The organism is Burkholderia sp. FL-7-2-10-S1-D7 (genome assembly GCF_001524185.1).
Lineage (GTDB): Bacteria > Pseudomonadota > Gammaproteobacteria > Burkholderiales > Burkholderiaceae > Burkholderia > Burkholderia diffusa.
In genome coordinates, this window is record NZ_LOWY01000016.1 from 80025 (window position 1) to 94627 (window position 14603).

At 66.3% G+C, this 14603-nt stretch carries 11 protein-coding genes; 6 read left to right on the forward strand and 5 right to left on the reverse strand.

What is annotated here, in order from left to right:
* Nucleotides 1–76 precede the first annotated feature (76 nt).
* From WS75_RS08150 to WS75_RS08160, 3 genes are read right to left on the reverse strand one after another with little or no spacing between them, the layout of a single operon-like run.
* The gene (locus WS75_RS08150; RefSeq protein ID WP_059680033.1) at nucleotides 77–1186 is read right to left on the reverse strand and encodes a class II histone deacetylase; all 1110 of its coding nucleotides are present in this window, start codon (nucleotides 1184–1186) and stop codon (nucleotides 77–79) included.
* Between the two features lie 16 nt (nucleotides 1187–1202).
* Complete coding sequence (locus WS75_RS08155; protein WP_059680034.1) at nucleotides 1203–2420, reverse strand: MFS transporter; 1218 nt, start codon at nucleotides 2418–2420, stop codon at nucleotides 1203–1205.
* A gap of 22 nt (nucleotides 2421–2442) precedes the next feature.
* Complete coding sequence (locus WS75_RS08160) at nucleotides 2443–3486, reverse strand: porin (protein ID WP_059680035.1); 1044 nt, start codon at nucleotides 3484–3486, stop codon at nucleotides 2443–2445.
* A gap of 302 nt (nucleotides 3487–3788) precedes the next feature.
* Between WS75_RS08160 and WS75_RS08165 the strand changes: the two genes are divergently transcribed.
* Both WS75_RS08165 and WS75_RS08170 read left to right on the forward strand, forming a co-directional pair.
* Entirely contained in the window at nucleotides 3789–4940 is a 1152-nt protein-coding gene (locus WS75_RS08165; protein WP_059680036.1) for a helix-turn-helix transcriptional regulator, read from the forward strand.
* Nucleotides 4941–5041: 101 nt separating this feature from the next.
* Nucleotides 5042–6040, forward strand: a complete 999-nt coding sequence (locus WS75_RS08170) for a 2-dehydropantoate 2-reductase (RefSeq protein ID WP_059680037.1) — start codon at nucleotides 5042–5044, stop codon at nucleotides 6038–6040.
* Nucleotides 6041–6296: 256 nt separating this feature from the next.
* Here the strand turns inward: WS75_RS08170 and WS75_RS08175 are convergent, their stop codons facing one another.
* Both WS75_RS08175 and WS75_RS08180 read right to left on the reverse strand, forming a co-directional pair.
* A complete protein-coding gene (locus WS75_RS08175; protein WP_059680038.1) occupies nucleotides 6297–6746 on the reverse strand; it encodes a MarR family winged helix-turn-helix transcriptional regulator in 450 nt (149 codons plus the stop codon).
* Between the two features lie 62 nt (nucleotides 6747–6808).
* Nucleotides 6809–7954 carry a glycerate kinase gene (locus WS75_RS08180; RefSeq protein ID WP_059680039.1) on the reverse strand — a complete coding sequence of 382 codons (1146 nt, stop codon included), beginning with the start codon at nucleotides 7952–7954 and terminating at the stop codon, nucleotides 6809–6811.
* 387 nt (nucleotides 7955–8341) lie between these two features.
* Between WS75_RS08180 and tig the strand changes: the two genes are divergently transcribed.
* The 4 genes from tig to lon all read left to right on the forward strand — a co-directional run bounded on the left by tig (nucleotide 8342) and on the right by lon (nucleotide 14539).
* Nucleotides 8342–9688 (forward strand): trigger factor, encoded by a 1347-nt coding sequence (gene tig / locus WS75_RS08185; protein WP_059680040.1) that lies wholly within the window; start codon nucleotides 8342–8344, stop codon nucleotides 9686–9688.
* A 140-nt stretch (nucleotides 9689–9828) separates the two neighbouring features.
* Entirely contained in the window at nucleotides 9829–10482 is a 654-nt protein-coding gene (gene clpP / locus WS75_RS08190) for an ATP-dependent Clp endopeptidase proteolytic subunit ClpP (protein WP_006496351.1), read from the forward strand.
* A gap of 164 nt (nucleotides 10483–10646) precedes the next feature.
* Entirely contained in the window at nucleotides 10647–11918 is a 1272-nt protein-coding gene (gene clpX / locus WS75_RS08195; RefSeq protein ID WP_006754177.1) for an ATP-dependent Clp protease ATP-binding subunit ClpX, read from the forward strand.
* A 197-nt stretch (nucleotides 11919–12115) separates the two neighbouring features.
* Entirely contained in the window at nucleotides 12116–14539 is a 2424-nt protein-coding gene (gene lon / locus WS75_RS08200; protein ID WP_059604136.1) for an endopeptidase La, read from the forward strand.
* Nucleotides 14540–14603 lie beyond the last annotated feature (64 nt).

Sequence of the window (14603 nt, forward strand, 5' to 3'; positions counted from 1 at the left end):
GCAGGTGTAAAGGCACAGGAAACCCTATCCGTACCGATCGCGCAAGGGCCGGCCCCGCATCGTTGGTGAGCGTGCGTTACAAGCGGAACGACACGGCAAGTTCGTCGAGGAGTTCGCGCTGGAACGCGACGAACCGCTCGCCCGGCTGCTGCGCGATCGCGAGATCGAGCATCGGATCGGCGACATCGGTGCGGATGCCGGCCAGCTCCTCGACGATCGCGAGTCCGCAGAACGGCACGTACGCCTCCGAATAGCCGCCCTCGTGGACGATCACGAGCCGTCCGCCGCAGTGGCGCTGCGCCGCCTCCTTCACCGAGCGCGTCATGTACCGGTAACTTTCTGAATGCAATTGCATGCGCGCGAGCGGATCGACCGCGTTCGCATCGAGGCCGCTCGCGACGACGATCAGCTCCGGCCGGAACTGCTCGAGCGCCGGCAGCACGATCCGCTCGAACGCGTGGCGATACGCGTCGTCGCCGCTGCCCGCGAGCAACGGCACGTTCAGGTTCGCGCCGAAGCCCGCGCCTGCGCCGCGCTCGTCGCCACCGCTGTAGCCGGGCGGAAAGCAGCGGTCCTGATGCAGCGAGATCGTCAGCGTGTCCGGATCGTCGTAGTAGATCGACTGCGTGCCGTTGCCGTGATGCACGTCCCAGTCGATCACCGCGACGCGGTCGATGCCATGCTTCGCGCGTGCGGCCTCGATCGCGATCGGGATGTTCGCGAGCAGGCAGAAGCCCATCGGGCGATCGCGCAGGCAGTGATGGCCGGGCGGCCGCGACAGCGAGAACGCGTTGGCCGCACGCTCGGCGACGACGGTGTCGACCGCCGCGATCGCGAGGCCCGCCGACAGTGCGGCGATCTCGTAGCTACCCTTGCCGAACGGCGCGAGATCGCCGAGGTCGCCGCCGTTCGCATCGCTGAGTGCGCGGAACGCGTCGAGATAGCTTGCCGGATGGATGCGCGACAGATCGTCGGTGGTGGCCGGCGCGGCACCGCGCATGTCGAGGTGGTCGGCCAGGCCCGAAGCCTGCACGAGCGACAGGAGGCGTCGCTTCGAATCGGGCGACTCCGCGTAGCCGGCGCTCGACGGCGGCTGGACCCAGCCGCCGACCGGGAAGAACAGCGCGTGCGTGCCGCCGGTGTGCCAGAAGGTGCGTTCGTCGGTGAAGAAGGCAGTGCGATTCATGGATGGTTTTGACCTGTCACGGTTGGGAGGAAACGGAAGTCACGGAAGTCCGCGCGCGCCGATCGATATGGCGCAGCGCGGCAAACGACGCGATCGCGACGGCCGTCGCGGCCGCGAACAGCACGTGCATCGTGCCGCCCGCGTCGAGCAACAGACCGGCGAGGAGTGGGCCAGCCGCGAGGCCCGCGCCGATCACGAAATTGAGCGTCGCGACGAGCCGCCCGGACGTATCGATCTGGGCGACAGTCGCGAGAATGAACGGCAGTACGAATGTCCACGCAAACTTGAACGCGAAGATCGCGGCGCTGTAGCCGCTCGCATGCGGCAGCGCGGCGAGTGCGATGAGCGATGCCGCGAGCAGCGCGTAACCGGCGGCGAGCATCGTGCGCCGCGCAAGCCGGCCGCCCGCGCACGATGCGAGCGCCGCGCCGGCAATCCCCATCACGCTCGCGATCGCGAGCACGTTGCCGATCGACCGCGGGTCGAGGCCGGCCTCCGCCGCCGCGCGGCTCGCGAACGTCCACACGCTGCCGATCGCGAGATAGAAGCTCAGTACCGCACCGATCGCGAGCACGACGAAGCGTCGTGACGCATCCGTCGCGGCGCCGCGCGCGGCCCCGGCCGACGCGGGCCGCGCACCGAGCGTCGCCGGAAAGCCGCGCGACAGCGGTGCGGCAAGCAGCGCGAGCGCGGCCAGCGCGACGTACAGCGCGCGCAGCCCGAACGCGGCGAACACGTGCGGTAGCACGAACAGGCCGATCGCCCCGGCGATCAACTGGCCGACGACCCACAGCCCGTACACGCGATCGCTGTTCTCGCTCGTGGCCGCGCTGGTCATGCAGAGCACCATCAGCGAGCCGCCGCCGAGCGCGGTGACGGCTCGCAGCGCGAGCAGCGCGACGAAGCCGGGCATCCACAACGCGGTCACGAGATTGCCCGCGCCGAACAGCGCGATCGCGCACGCAGCGACGCGGCGCGCATCGACGCGGCCGAGCCACAGGTACGACGGCAGGGTCGCGAGGCTGAACGTGCCGAGTTCGACGAAGAAGTAGGTGCCGATCTGCGACGCGGACAGCCCGAGCTGCGTCGCGAGCTGGCCGGCGACGGCCGGCGCGACGAGCAGCAACAAAGGCGTGATGGCCGCGAACACGACGAGTGCGACGAGCGTCGAGCGCGCGAAAGGGGACGCGCGGCCGTCGGACGGCAGCGCGGCATCGGAGCAAAGGGTTTTCATGGCGGGATCTCGCTGGACGGAATCAGAACAGGTGATAGATGCCGACCATCGCGCCGAACTGCGATGCGCCGGCGAGCGGTGTCGGGTCGTATTCGTAGACGGTCTGCGAGCTCTGGCCGCTGTTGCGCGCATAACCGAGGTTCACGTAGGCCACGGTGCGTTTCGACAGCGCGTAGGTGGTGCTCGCGATGAACAGCGTCGGGTGGCCGATCGCCGGCGTGTGCGAATCGGTGTGATAGACGCCCGCGTTCAGCCCGATGCCACCCGACGTCAGATAACGGGCGCCGCCCCAGACGATCGTGCGGGCGGCATCGAGGTCGCCGGTCAGGCGTTCGATGCCCGCGTAGAGCGTGAGCGGCAGCGTCGCGAACGCGTAACGCGCGGCGAGCGTGCCGAGTTCGCGGCGGCGCGCGGAGGCGTCGTCCGCGGCCGACGCGTCGCCGTGCGCCTGATGCAGCACCGCGCTGATCGACAGCCCGTTGCTGGCGTACTGACCGCCGAGCTCGAGCACGCGTCCGGCGCGCGTATTGCCCGCGACGCCGGCGGTCGCGACGAGGGCCTCGACATCGAAGCCGGCGAACGTCGGAGACTGGTACTTGATCGAGTGGTCGATGAAGTTCGCCGTGATCGGCACGAGCACGCCCTGGCCGCTGTACGACGCGTACCACAGCGGGTCGTAGAACAGCGTCTTGTCGAACAGCACGCTGAACTGTCGGCCGAGCGTCACGGTACCGACGGGCCCCGCGATGCCGACGTACGCGCCGCGGAAGAACGCGTAGCCCGGCACGGTCGAGGTGCCGTCGTTGATGTTGAGGCCCTGTTCGAGCTTGAACAGCGCGCGCCAGCCGCCGCCGAGATCCTCGGAGCCTTTCAGCCCGACCTGCGAAGGCAGGATGCCGTAGTTCTGCAACTGTACGGCCGCGTGCCGTCCGTCGGCATGCGTCAGGTACTGCACGCCGGCGTCGAGCGCGCCGTACAGCGTGAGGGTCGATTGCGCGTGCGCGGCAAGGCTGCACGCGGCGAGCGCCGTGGCGGCCGCCGTGCGGATGAAGCGGGATGTCATCACGTGGGGTTCTCCATACCGTTCTGCATCGTTTGTTGTTGGCGTTGTCGCGACGCAGTGTCTGCAGCGGGAAAACCGCTGACCAGTCGTGCAGATGAACGGTGAGGAAAACCCGCGGTGCCCAGGGTGGACGTGCCGCGACACCGCGATGCGGCGTGCTGCGCAGCAGCAACGGGCGGCGCACCGTTCAAATGGATGGGGTTGCGGCGTGTTCCGGCGGCGGAGCCCGCCAAAAATGCCGGTCGCTATAATCGGCCGGTCTGCGTTGCGTGCATCAGCGGCCCGATCGGGCAGGGGAGCGGAAGGTGAGGATCACCACGGATATCGGACAGGATCTCGATGCGCTGCGCGACGTGCCGGCCGCGATCGTGCTCGACGAATCCGCATGGCCGCCGCTGCCGTCCCGCCGCGCCGATTTCGACGGCGTGACGCGCGGCGACGCGGCGCGACGCGAACTCGGCCTGATGCTGCTCGACCTGTATGCGGTCGCCGCGCAGTCGAGCATCGGCGAATTCGAGTGCCGCTTCTTTTCGCTGCTGCAGGGGCTCATCCCGTTCGACGCCGCGTGGACCGGCGTCGCGACGCACACGCCGACCGGCCCCGTGATGCACAACAGTTTCCTGTACCGTCTTCCGCACGCGTTCTTCAGCGACTGGAAACGCGTGCGTGACTGCGATCCGCTCGCGCAACGCACGCTGCTCGGCGCGCACGGTCGCGCGGTGCGTCTGTCGGTCGTCGAGCCCGGATTTGACGCGCGGTTTCGCGACTGGTGCGTGAAGTACGGGCTGGCGCAACTGATGTGCGTGTGTACGCTCGATCGCCGCTTCGGGCTGACGACGTTCATGTCGATCTATCGCCAGGGCCTGAATCGTCCGTTCAGCGACGACGACGCGAGTCGCTTCGAGGAAGTGGTTCCGCATCTGGCGGCCGCGCTGACGATCAACCGCGCGGCACAGCTCACGCGCGAGCGTGCCGATGCGGTGGCGCCGGCGCCGGCGGCGCGCGCGCTGTGCGACAACTTCGGCGTGCTGCATCACGCTGATCACGGCTTCGACGAAGTGCTGCGGACTGAATGGCCGGCGTGGACGGGCCCGCGCGTGCCGGAGCCGCTGGTCGCGCATGTGCGGCGCCAATCGGGCCAGCCGTACGTCGGCGACGCGCTGCGCATCCAGTGCGTGCCCATCGCGGGACTGTTCCAGATCGAGGCGCGGCCGCGCTCGCTGCTCGACCGGCTGAGCCCGCGCGAGCTCGCGGCGATTCGCTATTACGGTGCCGGCCGTTCGCACAAGGAGGTCGCGCAGCAGATGGCGATCTCGCCGACGACGGTGCGTCACTATCTGCGCTGCGCGTACCGCAAGCTCGGCATGCACGACAAGAGCCAGATCGCCGGCGTGCTCGGCGCGACGGGCGGCACGAACGACGACGAACCTGTGGAGGCGGTCATCGCACCGCGCTGAACCGCTCATGCGAACACGGCCGCGCAGATGCTTGCATAAATGGTTGTATCCGCAACCATTGGGCGCTATGCTCGTCGGCTCCGGGTAGACGGATTTTCATCATGAACGACACGAATTCAGGGTCGGTGCGCGCTGCGGTGGTCGGGGTCGGCGCGATCGGCGGGTTGCTCGCGGCCGCACTGTCGCGGGCCGGCATGACGGTGAGCGCATTCGCGCGCGGCGCGACGCTCGATGCACTGAACGCGCACGGCGTGCGCGTGATCGACGAGGCGGGGACCGAGTCGTCGGTCCCGGTGCGCGCGAGCGACGACGCGGCCGCGCTCGGCGTGCAGGACTACGTGGTGATCGCGCTGAAAGCGCAGGCGCTGCCGGCGCTGGCCGCGCGCGTTGCGCCGCTGGTCGGGCCCGGCACGGTGATTGTCGCCGCGATGAACGGGTTGCCGTGGTGGTTCACGCACGGGTTAGCGGGCCCGCTCGACGGCGTGCCGCTCGATGCTGTCGATCCGGCGGGGGCGGTCTCGGCAGCGCTGCCGCCCGCGCAGGCGATCGGCTGCGTCGTGCACCTGTCGTCGAGCACCGACGCGCCGGGTATCGTGCGCCGCGGCCGCGGCAACCGTCTGATCGTTGGCTCGCCCGATCCGCGGCTCGATGCGTCGACGGCGCGCTTCGCGGCGGCGCTCGCCGCGGGCGGTTTCGACGTCGAGTCGACCCCGGCGATCCGCACCGAGATCTGGGCAAAGCTGTGGGGCAACATGAACATGAACCCGTTGAGCGCGCTGACGGGTTCGACCGCCTCGCAACTGCTTGACGATCCGTTCACGCAGGAACTCGCGTTGCGGATGATGGAGGAGGCGGCCGCGATCGGCGCGAAGCTGGGTCTCGATACGGGAATGAGCGGGCCGGAGCGGATTGCCGTGACGCGCAAGCTCGGCGCGTTCAAGACGTCGATGCTGCAGGATTTCGAGGCCGGGCGAGCACTGGAGATCGGACCGATCCTCGGCGTGTTTCCGGAACTGGGACGCAAGCTCGACGTGCCGACGCCGTATTGCGACGCGGTGCTGGGATTGCTGCGTCAACGTGCGGCGAACAGCGGGCTATAGCGGAGGGGGATCGCGGCGCCTGCCCGGCACGCGGAGAGGGCGGCGACGCGCCGGGTAGGCGTCCGGTAGCCATGGCAAGGGAAGCCGGGCACGCCGCCCGTGCGCTTGCGCGACTGGAAGGCCCGCAGGATTCATCTGAAATGACGCGACGGGCGCTGGGCCCCGCTTGAAGCGCGTGCGGGGCCGCTGAGGCGATCCCGGTGCATGCCGCACCTTCGCCACGCGGGTGCGGCGCCGATTGCACCCGTATTGCGACTCAGTCGTCGCGTTCGACCGCGTGCGCGACGACCTTGTCGAGCAGTCGCTCGAACGTCTGGCGCTCGCTCTCGGACAGGCACGCGAGCAAGCCGTCATTCCACTTGCGCACGATCGGCATGATCTTGCGATGCAGCGCACGGCCGTCGGCGGTCAGCGCGATCAGCACGATCCGGCCGTCTTCCTCGCTCGCACTGCGCTGGAGCAGCCCCTGGCGCAGCAGCGCTTCCGCCGCGCGGCTCGCCTGGCTTTTGTCGAGATTGGTATGGCGGGCGAGATCCATGATCGAAAACGGACCGAAGGCGCCGACGGCGGCGATCACCCGCGCCTCGGGAAGCGAGATGTCCAGCTTGTGCCGGTATACCTCGGCGATCCCGCGGTCGGATCGCTTCGTGAGCGCATGGAGGCGATAGGTCAGAAACTGATCGAGCCCGGCTTGGCGGCCTTTCATGTCGAATCCTGAAGAAAAAGGGCGGGCCCGATTGTTCCTGTATCGCGCGCTCGGGTCAACGGTCAGTGTGCGCCGTACTTCAGCCGTGTCAACTGTTCGGCTTCGTTCGCGAGCAGGTTCGCCGCGTCGCGGATCGCGACGTCGAGCGTGATCGGGCCGGGCGCGGGCGAGAAGCAGCCGGAAAAGTGTTCGGATAGGCGCGGCAGCGCGGCCGGGTCGACCGCGCCCGACAGCAGCGACGCGGGCACGCCCGCGGCCCGCGCATGACGGCAGGCGATGAACGGTGCCTTGCCGTGCAGCGTCTGCACGTCGGAGCGGCCTTCGCCGGTAATCAGCCAGTCGGCGCCGGCGAGCGCGGCATCGAGCCCGATTTGCCGCGCGACGACTTCCGCGCCGGCTTCGAACTGTGCGCCCAGCATGTGCAGCGCGAATCCGAGGCCGCCCGCGGCGCCGGCGCCCGGCCGGTCGCGGGCGCGCCGGTCGAGCGCGGTCTCGAGCAGGTCGGCGAAACGGCCGAGCGCGGCGTCGAGGGTCGCGACCTGCTCGGACGTCACGCCCTTTTGCGGACCAAACACCGCGGTCGCACCGTGCGCGCCCGTCAGCGGATTGTCGACGTCGGACATGCCGATGAATTCCGCTTCCTTCAGGCGCGGATCGAGCCCCGACGCGTCGATCCGCGCGATATCGGCGAGCCGCGCCGGGACCGGTTCGACCGGCTGGCCCGCCGCGTCGAAGCATTTCAGGCCGAGGCCCGCGAGCAATCCCGCGCCCGCGTCGTTGGTGCTGCTGCCGCCGAGCGCGACGAAGAAGCGGCGCACGCCCTCGTCGAGCAGCATGCGGATCGCTTCGCCCATGCCGCGCGTGCTGCGCGCGTCAACGGGCACGCTCATGCCGACCGCGTCGGTGATCCCGACGACCTCGGCCGTCTCGACGATCGCGGTGCGCGCGTCGATCACGCCGACGGCCGCGTCGCGTGCCGCGAGCGACGCGCCGGCCACCCGCAGCGCGCGCCGCGTGCCGCCGCCCGCCAGCATCGCGTCGAGCGTGCCTTCGCCGCCGTCGGCCATCGGGCAGCAGCGCACGATCGCATCGGGACGGGCACGGCGGATGCCGGCGGCGATCGCGTCCGCGACCTGCTCGGCGGAAAGCGAGCCTTTGAACGAATCGGGCGCGATGACGACGACAGGCGCGGACGGGTGTTGCGGCATGGTGTCTCCGGAAGGCGTGTTTGATGTGAAGAATGGCGTCCGCGACCGCGGCGCATGCTCAATCGGAGCTTACAGGATGGCGGCCCGGCGGTGGATACGCCGTTCGGCATAGCGGCGATCCGCGCGCATTGCCGTCGACAGACGCGGACGGCACGACCGGTCTGCGTCGTTGTCGTGCCGATCTGGCGGTACGAGGAAAATTGTTTGCTAGAATAGTCGATTCTTCCGGCCAAAGCCGTGCTCCGAGCCGCTTGCGCTAGCCATCCGGCGCGTGCAGGGATGGCGTGGCGCTCCGGCGCGGCGTGTGCATGCGATGCACCTCACGCCGCAGGCAGGCACGGCAAGGAAAACCCGATTCGCTCGAATAATTTTAGGACGATTGAAGCCATGGCTAACGTTGTTGAGAACCTCGGCAAGCTTGAACGCCGCGTGACGATTTCCCTGCCGAAGGACACCGTGCAGAAGGAAATCGACGCCCGTATCCAGAAACTCGCGAAGAACGTTCGCATGCCGGGTTTCCGCCCGGGCAAGGTGCCGCTCAAGATGGTCGCCCAGCAGTACTCGGGCCAGGTCGAGGCGGAAGTGCTGAGCGACAAGATCGGCCAGGAATTCTTCACGATCAGCCGTGCGGAAAACCTGCGCGTGGCCGGCCAGCCGAGCTTCGAGCCGAAGCAGGAGCAGGCTGAGGATGCATACGCGTTCGACGCGACGTTCGAGGTCTACCCGGAAGTGAAGATCGGCGATCTGGCGACGGCTGAAGTCGAACGCTCGACGACGACGATCGGCGACGCTGAAATCGACCGCACGCTGGATATCCTGCGCAAGCAGCGCGTGCACTACCACGCTCGCGGCGAAGCCGGCGAGCACGGTGACGGCGGTGCGGACACCGCAGCGAAGAACGGCGACCGCGTGACGGTCGACTTCGTCGGCAAGATCGACGACGTCGCGTTCCAGGGCGGCACGGCCGAAGACTTCCCGTTCGTGCTCGGCGAAGGCCGCATGCTGCCGGAATTCGAAACGGCGGCGCTGGGCCTGAAGGTCGGCGAACAGCGTACGTTCGATCTGAAGTTCCCGGACGACTACCACGGCAAGGACGTGGCGGGCAAGACGGCGCAATTCACGGTCACGATGAAGAAGATCGAGTGGCCGCACATGCCGGAAATCGACGGCGAATTCGCGAAGTCGCTCGGCATCGAAGACGGCGACCTGACGAAGATGCGCGCCGAAATCAAGGAAAACCTCGAGCGCGAAGCGAAGCGTCGCACGCAAGCCATCGTCAAGAACCAGGTGATGGACGCACTGCTGAAGATTTCCGAACTCGACGTGCCGAAGGCGCTGATCGAGCAGGACCAGCAACGCCTCGTCGAAATGGCTCGCCAGGATCTGGCGCAGCGCGGCGTGCCGAACGCGAAGGACGCACCGATCCCGGCCGAGATGTTCGCCGAGCAGGCAGAGCGTCGCGTGAAGCTGGGCCTCGTGCTGGCCGAGCTCGTGAAGGCGAACGGCCTCGAAGCGAAGCCGGAGCAGATCCGCGCGGAAGTCGACGAATTCGCGAAGAGCTACGAAGACCCGAAGGAAGTGGTCCGCTGGTATTATTCGAACCAGCAGCGCCTCGCCGAGATGGAAGCGTTCGTCGTTGAAAGCAACGTCGTCGACTTCGTGCTGGGCAAGGCAAAGGTGACGGACAAGGAAGTGAGCTTCGAGGCACTCGCGAGCGCATCGGCGCAAGCGTAAGTGTCGCTCTAGCGGCGTGCCGGCTGTCGGAGCGACGGCCCGCACGCCGTTTCTACGTCAAGCGCACGGTTGCCATTAATATGGCGATTGAGCGGGCGGCTTCCCTCCGTTCAATTTTCCATTCGAACAAGGCTCATTGAATGATCACTCGCGCTGAATTGCTGGACATGCTTGCTTCGAATGCGCCGCAGGGTTTCGAGGCGCAAGCACTGGGGCTGGTGCCGATCGTCGTCGAAACGAGCGGCCGCGGCGAGCGTTCGTACGATATCTATTCGCGTCTCCTGAAGGAGCGCCTGGTGTTCATGGTCGGCGAAGTGAACGACCAGACCGCCAACCTCGTGGTCGCGCAATTGCTGTTCCTCGAGAGCGAGAATCCCGACAAGGACATCAGCCTCTACATCAACAGCCCGGGCGGGTCGGTATCGGCCGGCATGGCGATCTACGACACGATGCAGTTCATCAAGCCGGACGTGTCGACCCTCTGCATGGGCCTCGCGGCCAGCATGGGCGCGTTCCTGCTCGCGTCGGGCGCGAAGGGCAAGCGTTTCGCGCTGCCGAACTCGCGCGTGATGATTCACCAGCCGCTCGGCGGCGCGCGCGGCCAGGCATCCGACATCGAGATCCAGGCACGCGAAATCCTCTACCTGAAGGAGCGGCTGAATAATCTGCTCGCGCAGCATACGGGCCAGGACGTCGAGCGCATCGCCCGCGACACCGACCGTGATAACTTCATGTCGAGCGAAGATGCGAAGGCGTACGGGCTGATCGATCAGGTGCTGCTGAAGCGCCCGTGAGCTTAAGTAGGGTGCCGCCCCGATTCGGGCGGTGCCCCCGCAATGTCCCGAGTGCCCTGAGCATCTGCGGCAAGCGCATCCAGCCGGCTCCGGTCGCGCCCTAGGCGCGGCGTCCGGAGCATTCGGCGTATCATGTCATTTACCTGTCCGGAGGCTCTACATTCATGGCGGACAAAAAAGGTTCGAACAGCGAGAAGCTGTTGTATTGTTCGTTTTGCGGCAAGAGCCAGCATGAGGTGAAGAAACTCATCGCGGGCCCGTCGGTATTCATCTGCGATGAGTGCATCGACCTCTGCAACGAGATCATTCGCGACGAGGCGGCTGCCGCCGGCGTCGAGGCCAGCCTGTCCCGGTCGGATCTGCCGAGCCCGCAGGAAATTCGCGACATCCTCGATCAGTACGTGATCGGCCAGGAGCGCGCGAAGAAGATCCTCGCGGTGGCCGTGTACAACCACTACAAGCGCCTGAAGCATCTCGACAAGAAGGACGATGTCGAGCTGTCGAAGAGCAACATCCTGCTGATCGGCCCGACGGGCTCCGGCAAGACGCTGCTCGCGCAGACGCTCGCGCGGTTGCTGAACGTGCCGTTCGTGATCGCCGATGCGACGACGCTGACCGAAGCCGGCTACGTCGGCGAGGACGTCGAGAACATCATCCAGAAGCTGTTGCAGAACTGCAACTACGAGGTCGACAAGGCCCAGCGCGGGATCGTCTACATCGACGAAATCGACAAGATCAGCCGCAAGTCGGACAACCCGTCGATCACGCGCGACGTGTCGGGCGAGGGCGTCCAGCAGGCACTGCTGAAGCTCGTCGAGGGCACGATGGCGTCGGTGCCGCCGCAGGGCGGCCGCAAGCACCCGAACCAGGATTTCATCCAGGTCGATACGACCAACATCCTGTTCATCTGCGGCGGCGCGTTCGACGGGCTCGAGAAGGTGATCACCGATCGCACCGAAAAGACGGGCATCGGCTTCGGCGCGACGGTCAAGAGCAAGCAGGAGCGCGACGCGGGCGAAGTGCTGCGCGAAACGGAACCGGAAGACCTGATCAAATTCGGTCTGATCCCCGAATTGATCGGCCGTCTGCCGGTGGTCGCGACGCTCGGCAAGCTCGATGAAGCCGCGCTGATGAAGATCCTCGTCGAGCCGAAGAATGCGCTCGTCAAGCAGTATCACAAGCTGTTCGCGATGGAGCGCGTCGAGCTGGAAATCCGGCCGGGCGCGCTGCAGGCAGTCGCACGCAAGGCGATCCGCCGCAAGACCGGCGCGCGCGGTTTGCGTTCGATCATCGAACAGGCATTGCTCGACGTGATGTATGAGCTGCCGGCGATGAAAGGGGTCAGCAAGGTCATCATCGACGAGAACGTCATCGATGGCGACGGCAAGCCCCTGCTGATCTATGAGGACACGCCGAAGGTGGCGGGTTCGAACTGACCGGCTTGCCGACGATGTTCTGCGAAAAAGGCCGTTCATGAGACCGTGGGCGGCTTTTTTTCGTTTATCTTGTGGGTAACTCTGACTCGACACGCGGTGGTTACTTTCTTACCGAATATTTCCCGCACTTGAAGGCTTGCAATTCGTTGTGGCGGCCTCAATTACCGAACAATTGATTCCACTCATGGGGAAATGAAATGTCAGGCACCCAACTTCTCCCGCCGGAACGCATTACGCTCCCGCTGCTGCCGCTGCGGGATGTCGTCGTTTTCCCGCACATGGTGATTCCGCTCTTCGTGGGCCGGCCGAAATCGATCAAGGCCCTCGAAGCAGCGATGGAAGGCGGCAAGCACATCATGCTCGTCGCCCAGAAGACCGCGGCCAAGGACGAACCGACCGAAAAGGACATGTACGAGGTCGGTTGTATCGCCAACATCCTGCAGATGCTGAAGCTGCCGGACGGCACCGTGAAGGTGCTCGTCGAGGGCCTGCAGCGTGCGAAGGCGTTGTCGATCGAAGAGCAGGAGACGCAGTTCTCCTGTGAAGTCATGCCGCTCGAGCCCGATCACGCCGACAGCGCGGAAACGGAAGCGCTGCGCCGCGCGATCGTGTCGCAGTTCGACCAGTACGTGAAGCTGAACAAGAAGATCCCGCCGGAAATTCTCACGTCGCTGTCGGGCATCGATGAAGCAGGCCGCCTCGCGGACATGATCGCCGAGCGTCTGCCGCTGAAGCTCGACCAGAAGCAGCACATCCTCGAGATGTTCCCGGTCATCGAGCGCCTCGAGCACCTGCTCGCGCAGCTCGAAGCCGAGATCGACATCCTGCAGGTCGAAAAGCGCATCCGCGGGCGCGTGAAGCGCCAGATGGAAAAGAGCCAGCGCGAGTATTACCTGAACGAGCAGGTCAAGGCGATCCAGAAGGAACTGGGCGAAGGCGAAGAGGGTGCGGACCTCGAGGAACTCGAGAAGCGCATCAACGCCGCGCGCATGCCGAAGGAAGCGAAGAAGAAGGCCGATGCCGAGCTCAAGAAGCTGAAGCTGATGTCGCCGATGTCGGCGGAAGCGACCGTCGTGCGCAACTACATCGACACGCTGATCGGCCTGCCGTGGCGCAAGAAGAGCAAGGTCAACAACGACCTGTCGAACGCCGAGCAGGTGCTCGACGAGGATCACTTCGGCCTCGAGAAGGTGAAGGAACGCATCCTCGAGTATCTCGCGGTGCAGCAGCGCGTCGACAAGGTCAAGGCGCCGATCCTGTGCCTCGTCGGGCCCCCGGGCGTCGGCAAGACCTCGCTCGGCCAGTCGATCGCTCGCGCGACGAACCGCAAGTTCGTCCGCATGGCGCTCGGTGGCGTGCGTGACGAAGCCGAGATTCGCGGCCACCGCCGCACGTACATCGGCTCGATGCCGGGCAAGATCCTGCAGAGCCTGGCGAAAGTCGGCGTGCGCAATCCGCTCTTCCTGCTCGACGAAGTCGACAAGATGGGCATGGATTTCCGCGGCGATCCGTCGTCGGCGCTGCTCGAAGTGCTCGATCCGGAACAGAACCACACGTTCGCCGATCACTACATCGAAGTCGACTTCGACCTGTCGGACGTGATGTTCGTCGCGACGTCGAACTCGCTGAACATCCCGCCGCCGCTGCTCGACCGGATGGAAGTGATTCGTCTGTCGGGTTACACGGAAGACGAGAAGGTCAGCATCGCGCAGCGTTACCTGCTGCCGAAGCAGAAGAAGAACAACGGCCTGAAGGAAGGCGAGATCGAGGTCGCCGAGCAGGCGATCCGCGACATCATCCGCTACTACACGCGCGAAGCCGGTGTGCGTTCGCTCGAGCGGGAAGTGTCGAAGATCTGCCGCAAGGTCGTGAAGATGCTGTTGCTGAAGAAGGCATCGGGCGCGATCAAGGTCGATGGCGAAAACCTCGATACGTTCCTCGGCGTGCGCAAGTACGACTTCGGCCTCGCGGCGAAGGAAAACCAGGTCGGTCAGGTGACGGGCCTCGCGTGGACGGAAGTCGGCGGCGACCTGCTGACGATCGAAGCCGCGGTGATGCCGGGCAAGGGCAACGTGATCCGCACGGGTTCGCTCGGCGACGTGATGAAGGAGTCGGTCGAGGCTGCACGTTCGGTCGTGCGCTCGCGTTCGCGCCGTCTGGGTATCAAGGACGAAGCGTTCGAGAAGCAGGACATCCACATCCACGTGCCGGAAGGCGCGACGCCGAAGGACGGTCCGTCCGCCGGCGGTGCGATGACGACCGCGCTGGTGTCGGTGCTGACGGGGATCCCCGTGCGTGCCGATGTCGCGATGACGGGCGAGATCACGCTGCGTGGCGAAGTGCTGCCGATCGGCGGGCTGAAGGAAAAGCTGCTGGCTGCGCATCGCGGCGGCATCAAGCTCGTGCTGATCCCGGAAGAGAACGTGAAGGATCTCGCGGACATTCCGGACAACGTGAAGAACGCGATCGAGATCGTGCCGGTCCGCTGGATCGACAAGGTGCTCGAACTCGCGCTCGAGCGTACGCCGACCCCGCTGCCGCCGGAAGAAGAGGCGAAGGCTGCGGCACCGGTTGGCGAGGCGGCGACGGATGCCGGTTCGACGGAAGTGGTCAAGCACTGAAAACCTGAACGTCGTCCCTGACGGTTGTTCACGAAACCCGCGGCGTGTCCGCGGGTTTTTTTAT

What these genes read in the sequence shown, in the direction of transcription:
- WS75_RS08170 (WP_059680037.1), top strand. Translation starts at nt 5,042, where the DNA reads ATGAACGACACGAATTCAGGGTCGGTGCGCGCTGCGGTGGTCGGGGTC.
- clpP (WP_006496351.1), top strand. Translation starts at nt 9,829, where the DNA reads ATGATCACTCGCGCTGAATTGCTGGACATGCTTGCTTCGAATGCGCCG.
- WS75_RS08175 (WP_059680038.1), bottom strand. Translation starts at nt 6,746, where the DNA reads ATGAAAGGCCGCCAAGCCGGGCTCGATCAGTTTCTGACCTATCGCCTC.
- WS75_RS08155 (WP_059680034.1), bottom strand. Translation starts at nt 2,420, where the DNA reads ATGAAAACCCTTTGCTCCGATGCCGCGCTGCCGTCCGACGGCCGCGCG.
- WS75_RS08180 (WP_059680039.1), bottom strand. Translation starts at nt 7,954, where the DNA reads ATGCCGCAACACCCGTCCGCGCCTGTCGTCGTCATCGCGCCCGATTCG.
- tig (WP_059680040.1), top strand. Translation starts at nt 8,342, where the DNA reads ATGGCTAACGTTGTTGAGAACCTCGGCAAGCTTGAACGCCGCGTGACG.
- clpX (WP_006754177.1), top strand. Translation starts at nt 10,647, where the DNA reads ATGGCGGACAAAAAAGGTTCGAACAGCGAGAAGCTGTTGTATTGTTCG.
- lon (WP_059604136.1), top strand. Translation starts at nt 12,116, where the DNA reads ATGTCAGGCACCCAACTTCTCCCGCCGGAACGCATTACGCTCCCGCTG.
- WS75_RS08150 (WP_059680033.1), bottom strand. Translation starts at nt 1,186, where the DNA reads ATGAATCGCACTGCCTTCTTCACCGACGAACGCACCTTCTGGCACACC.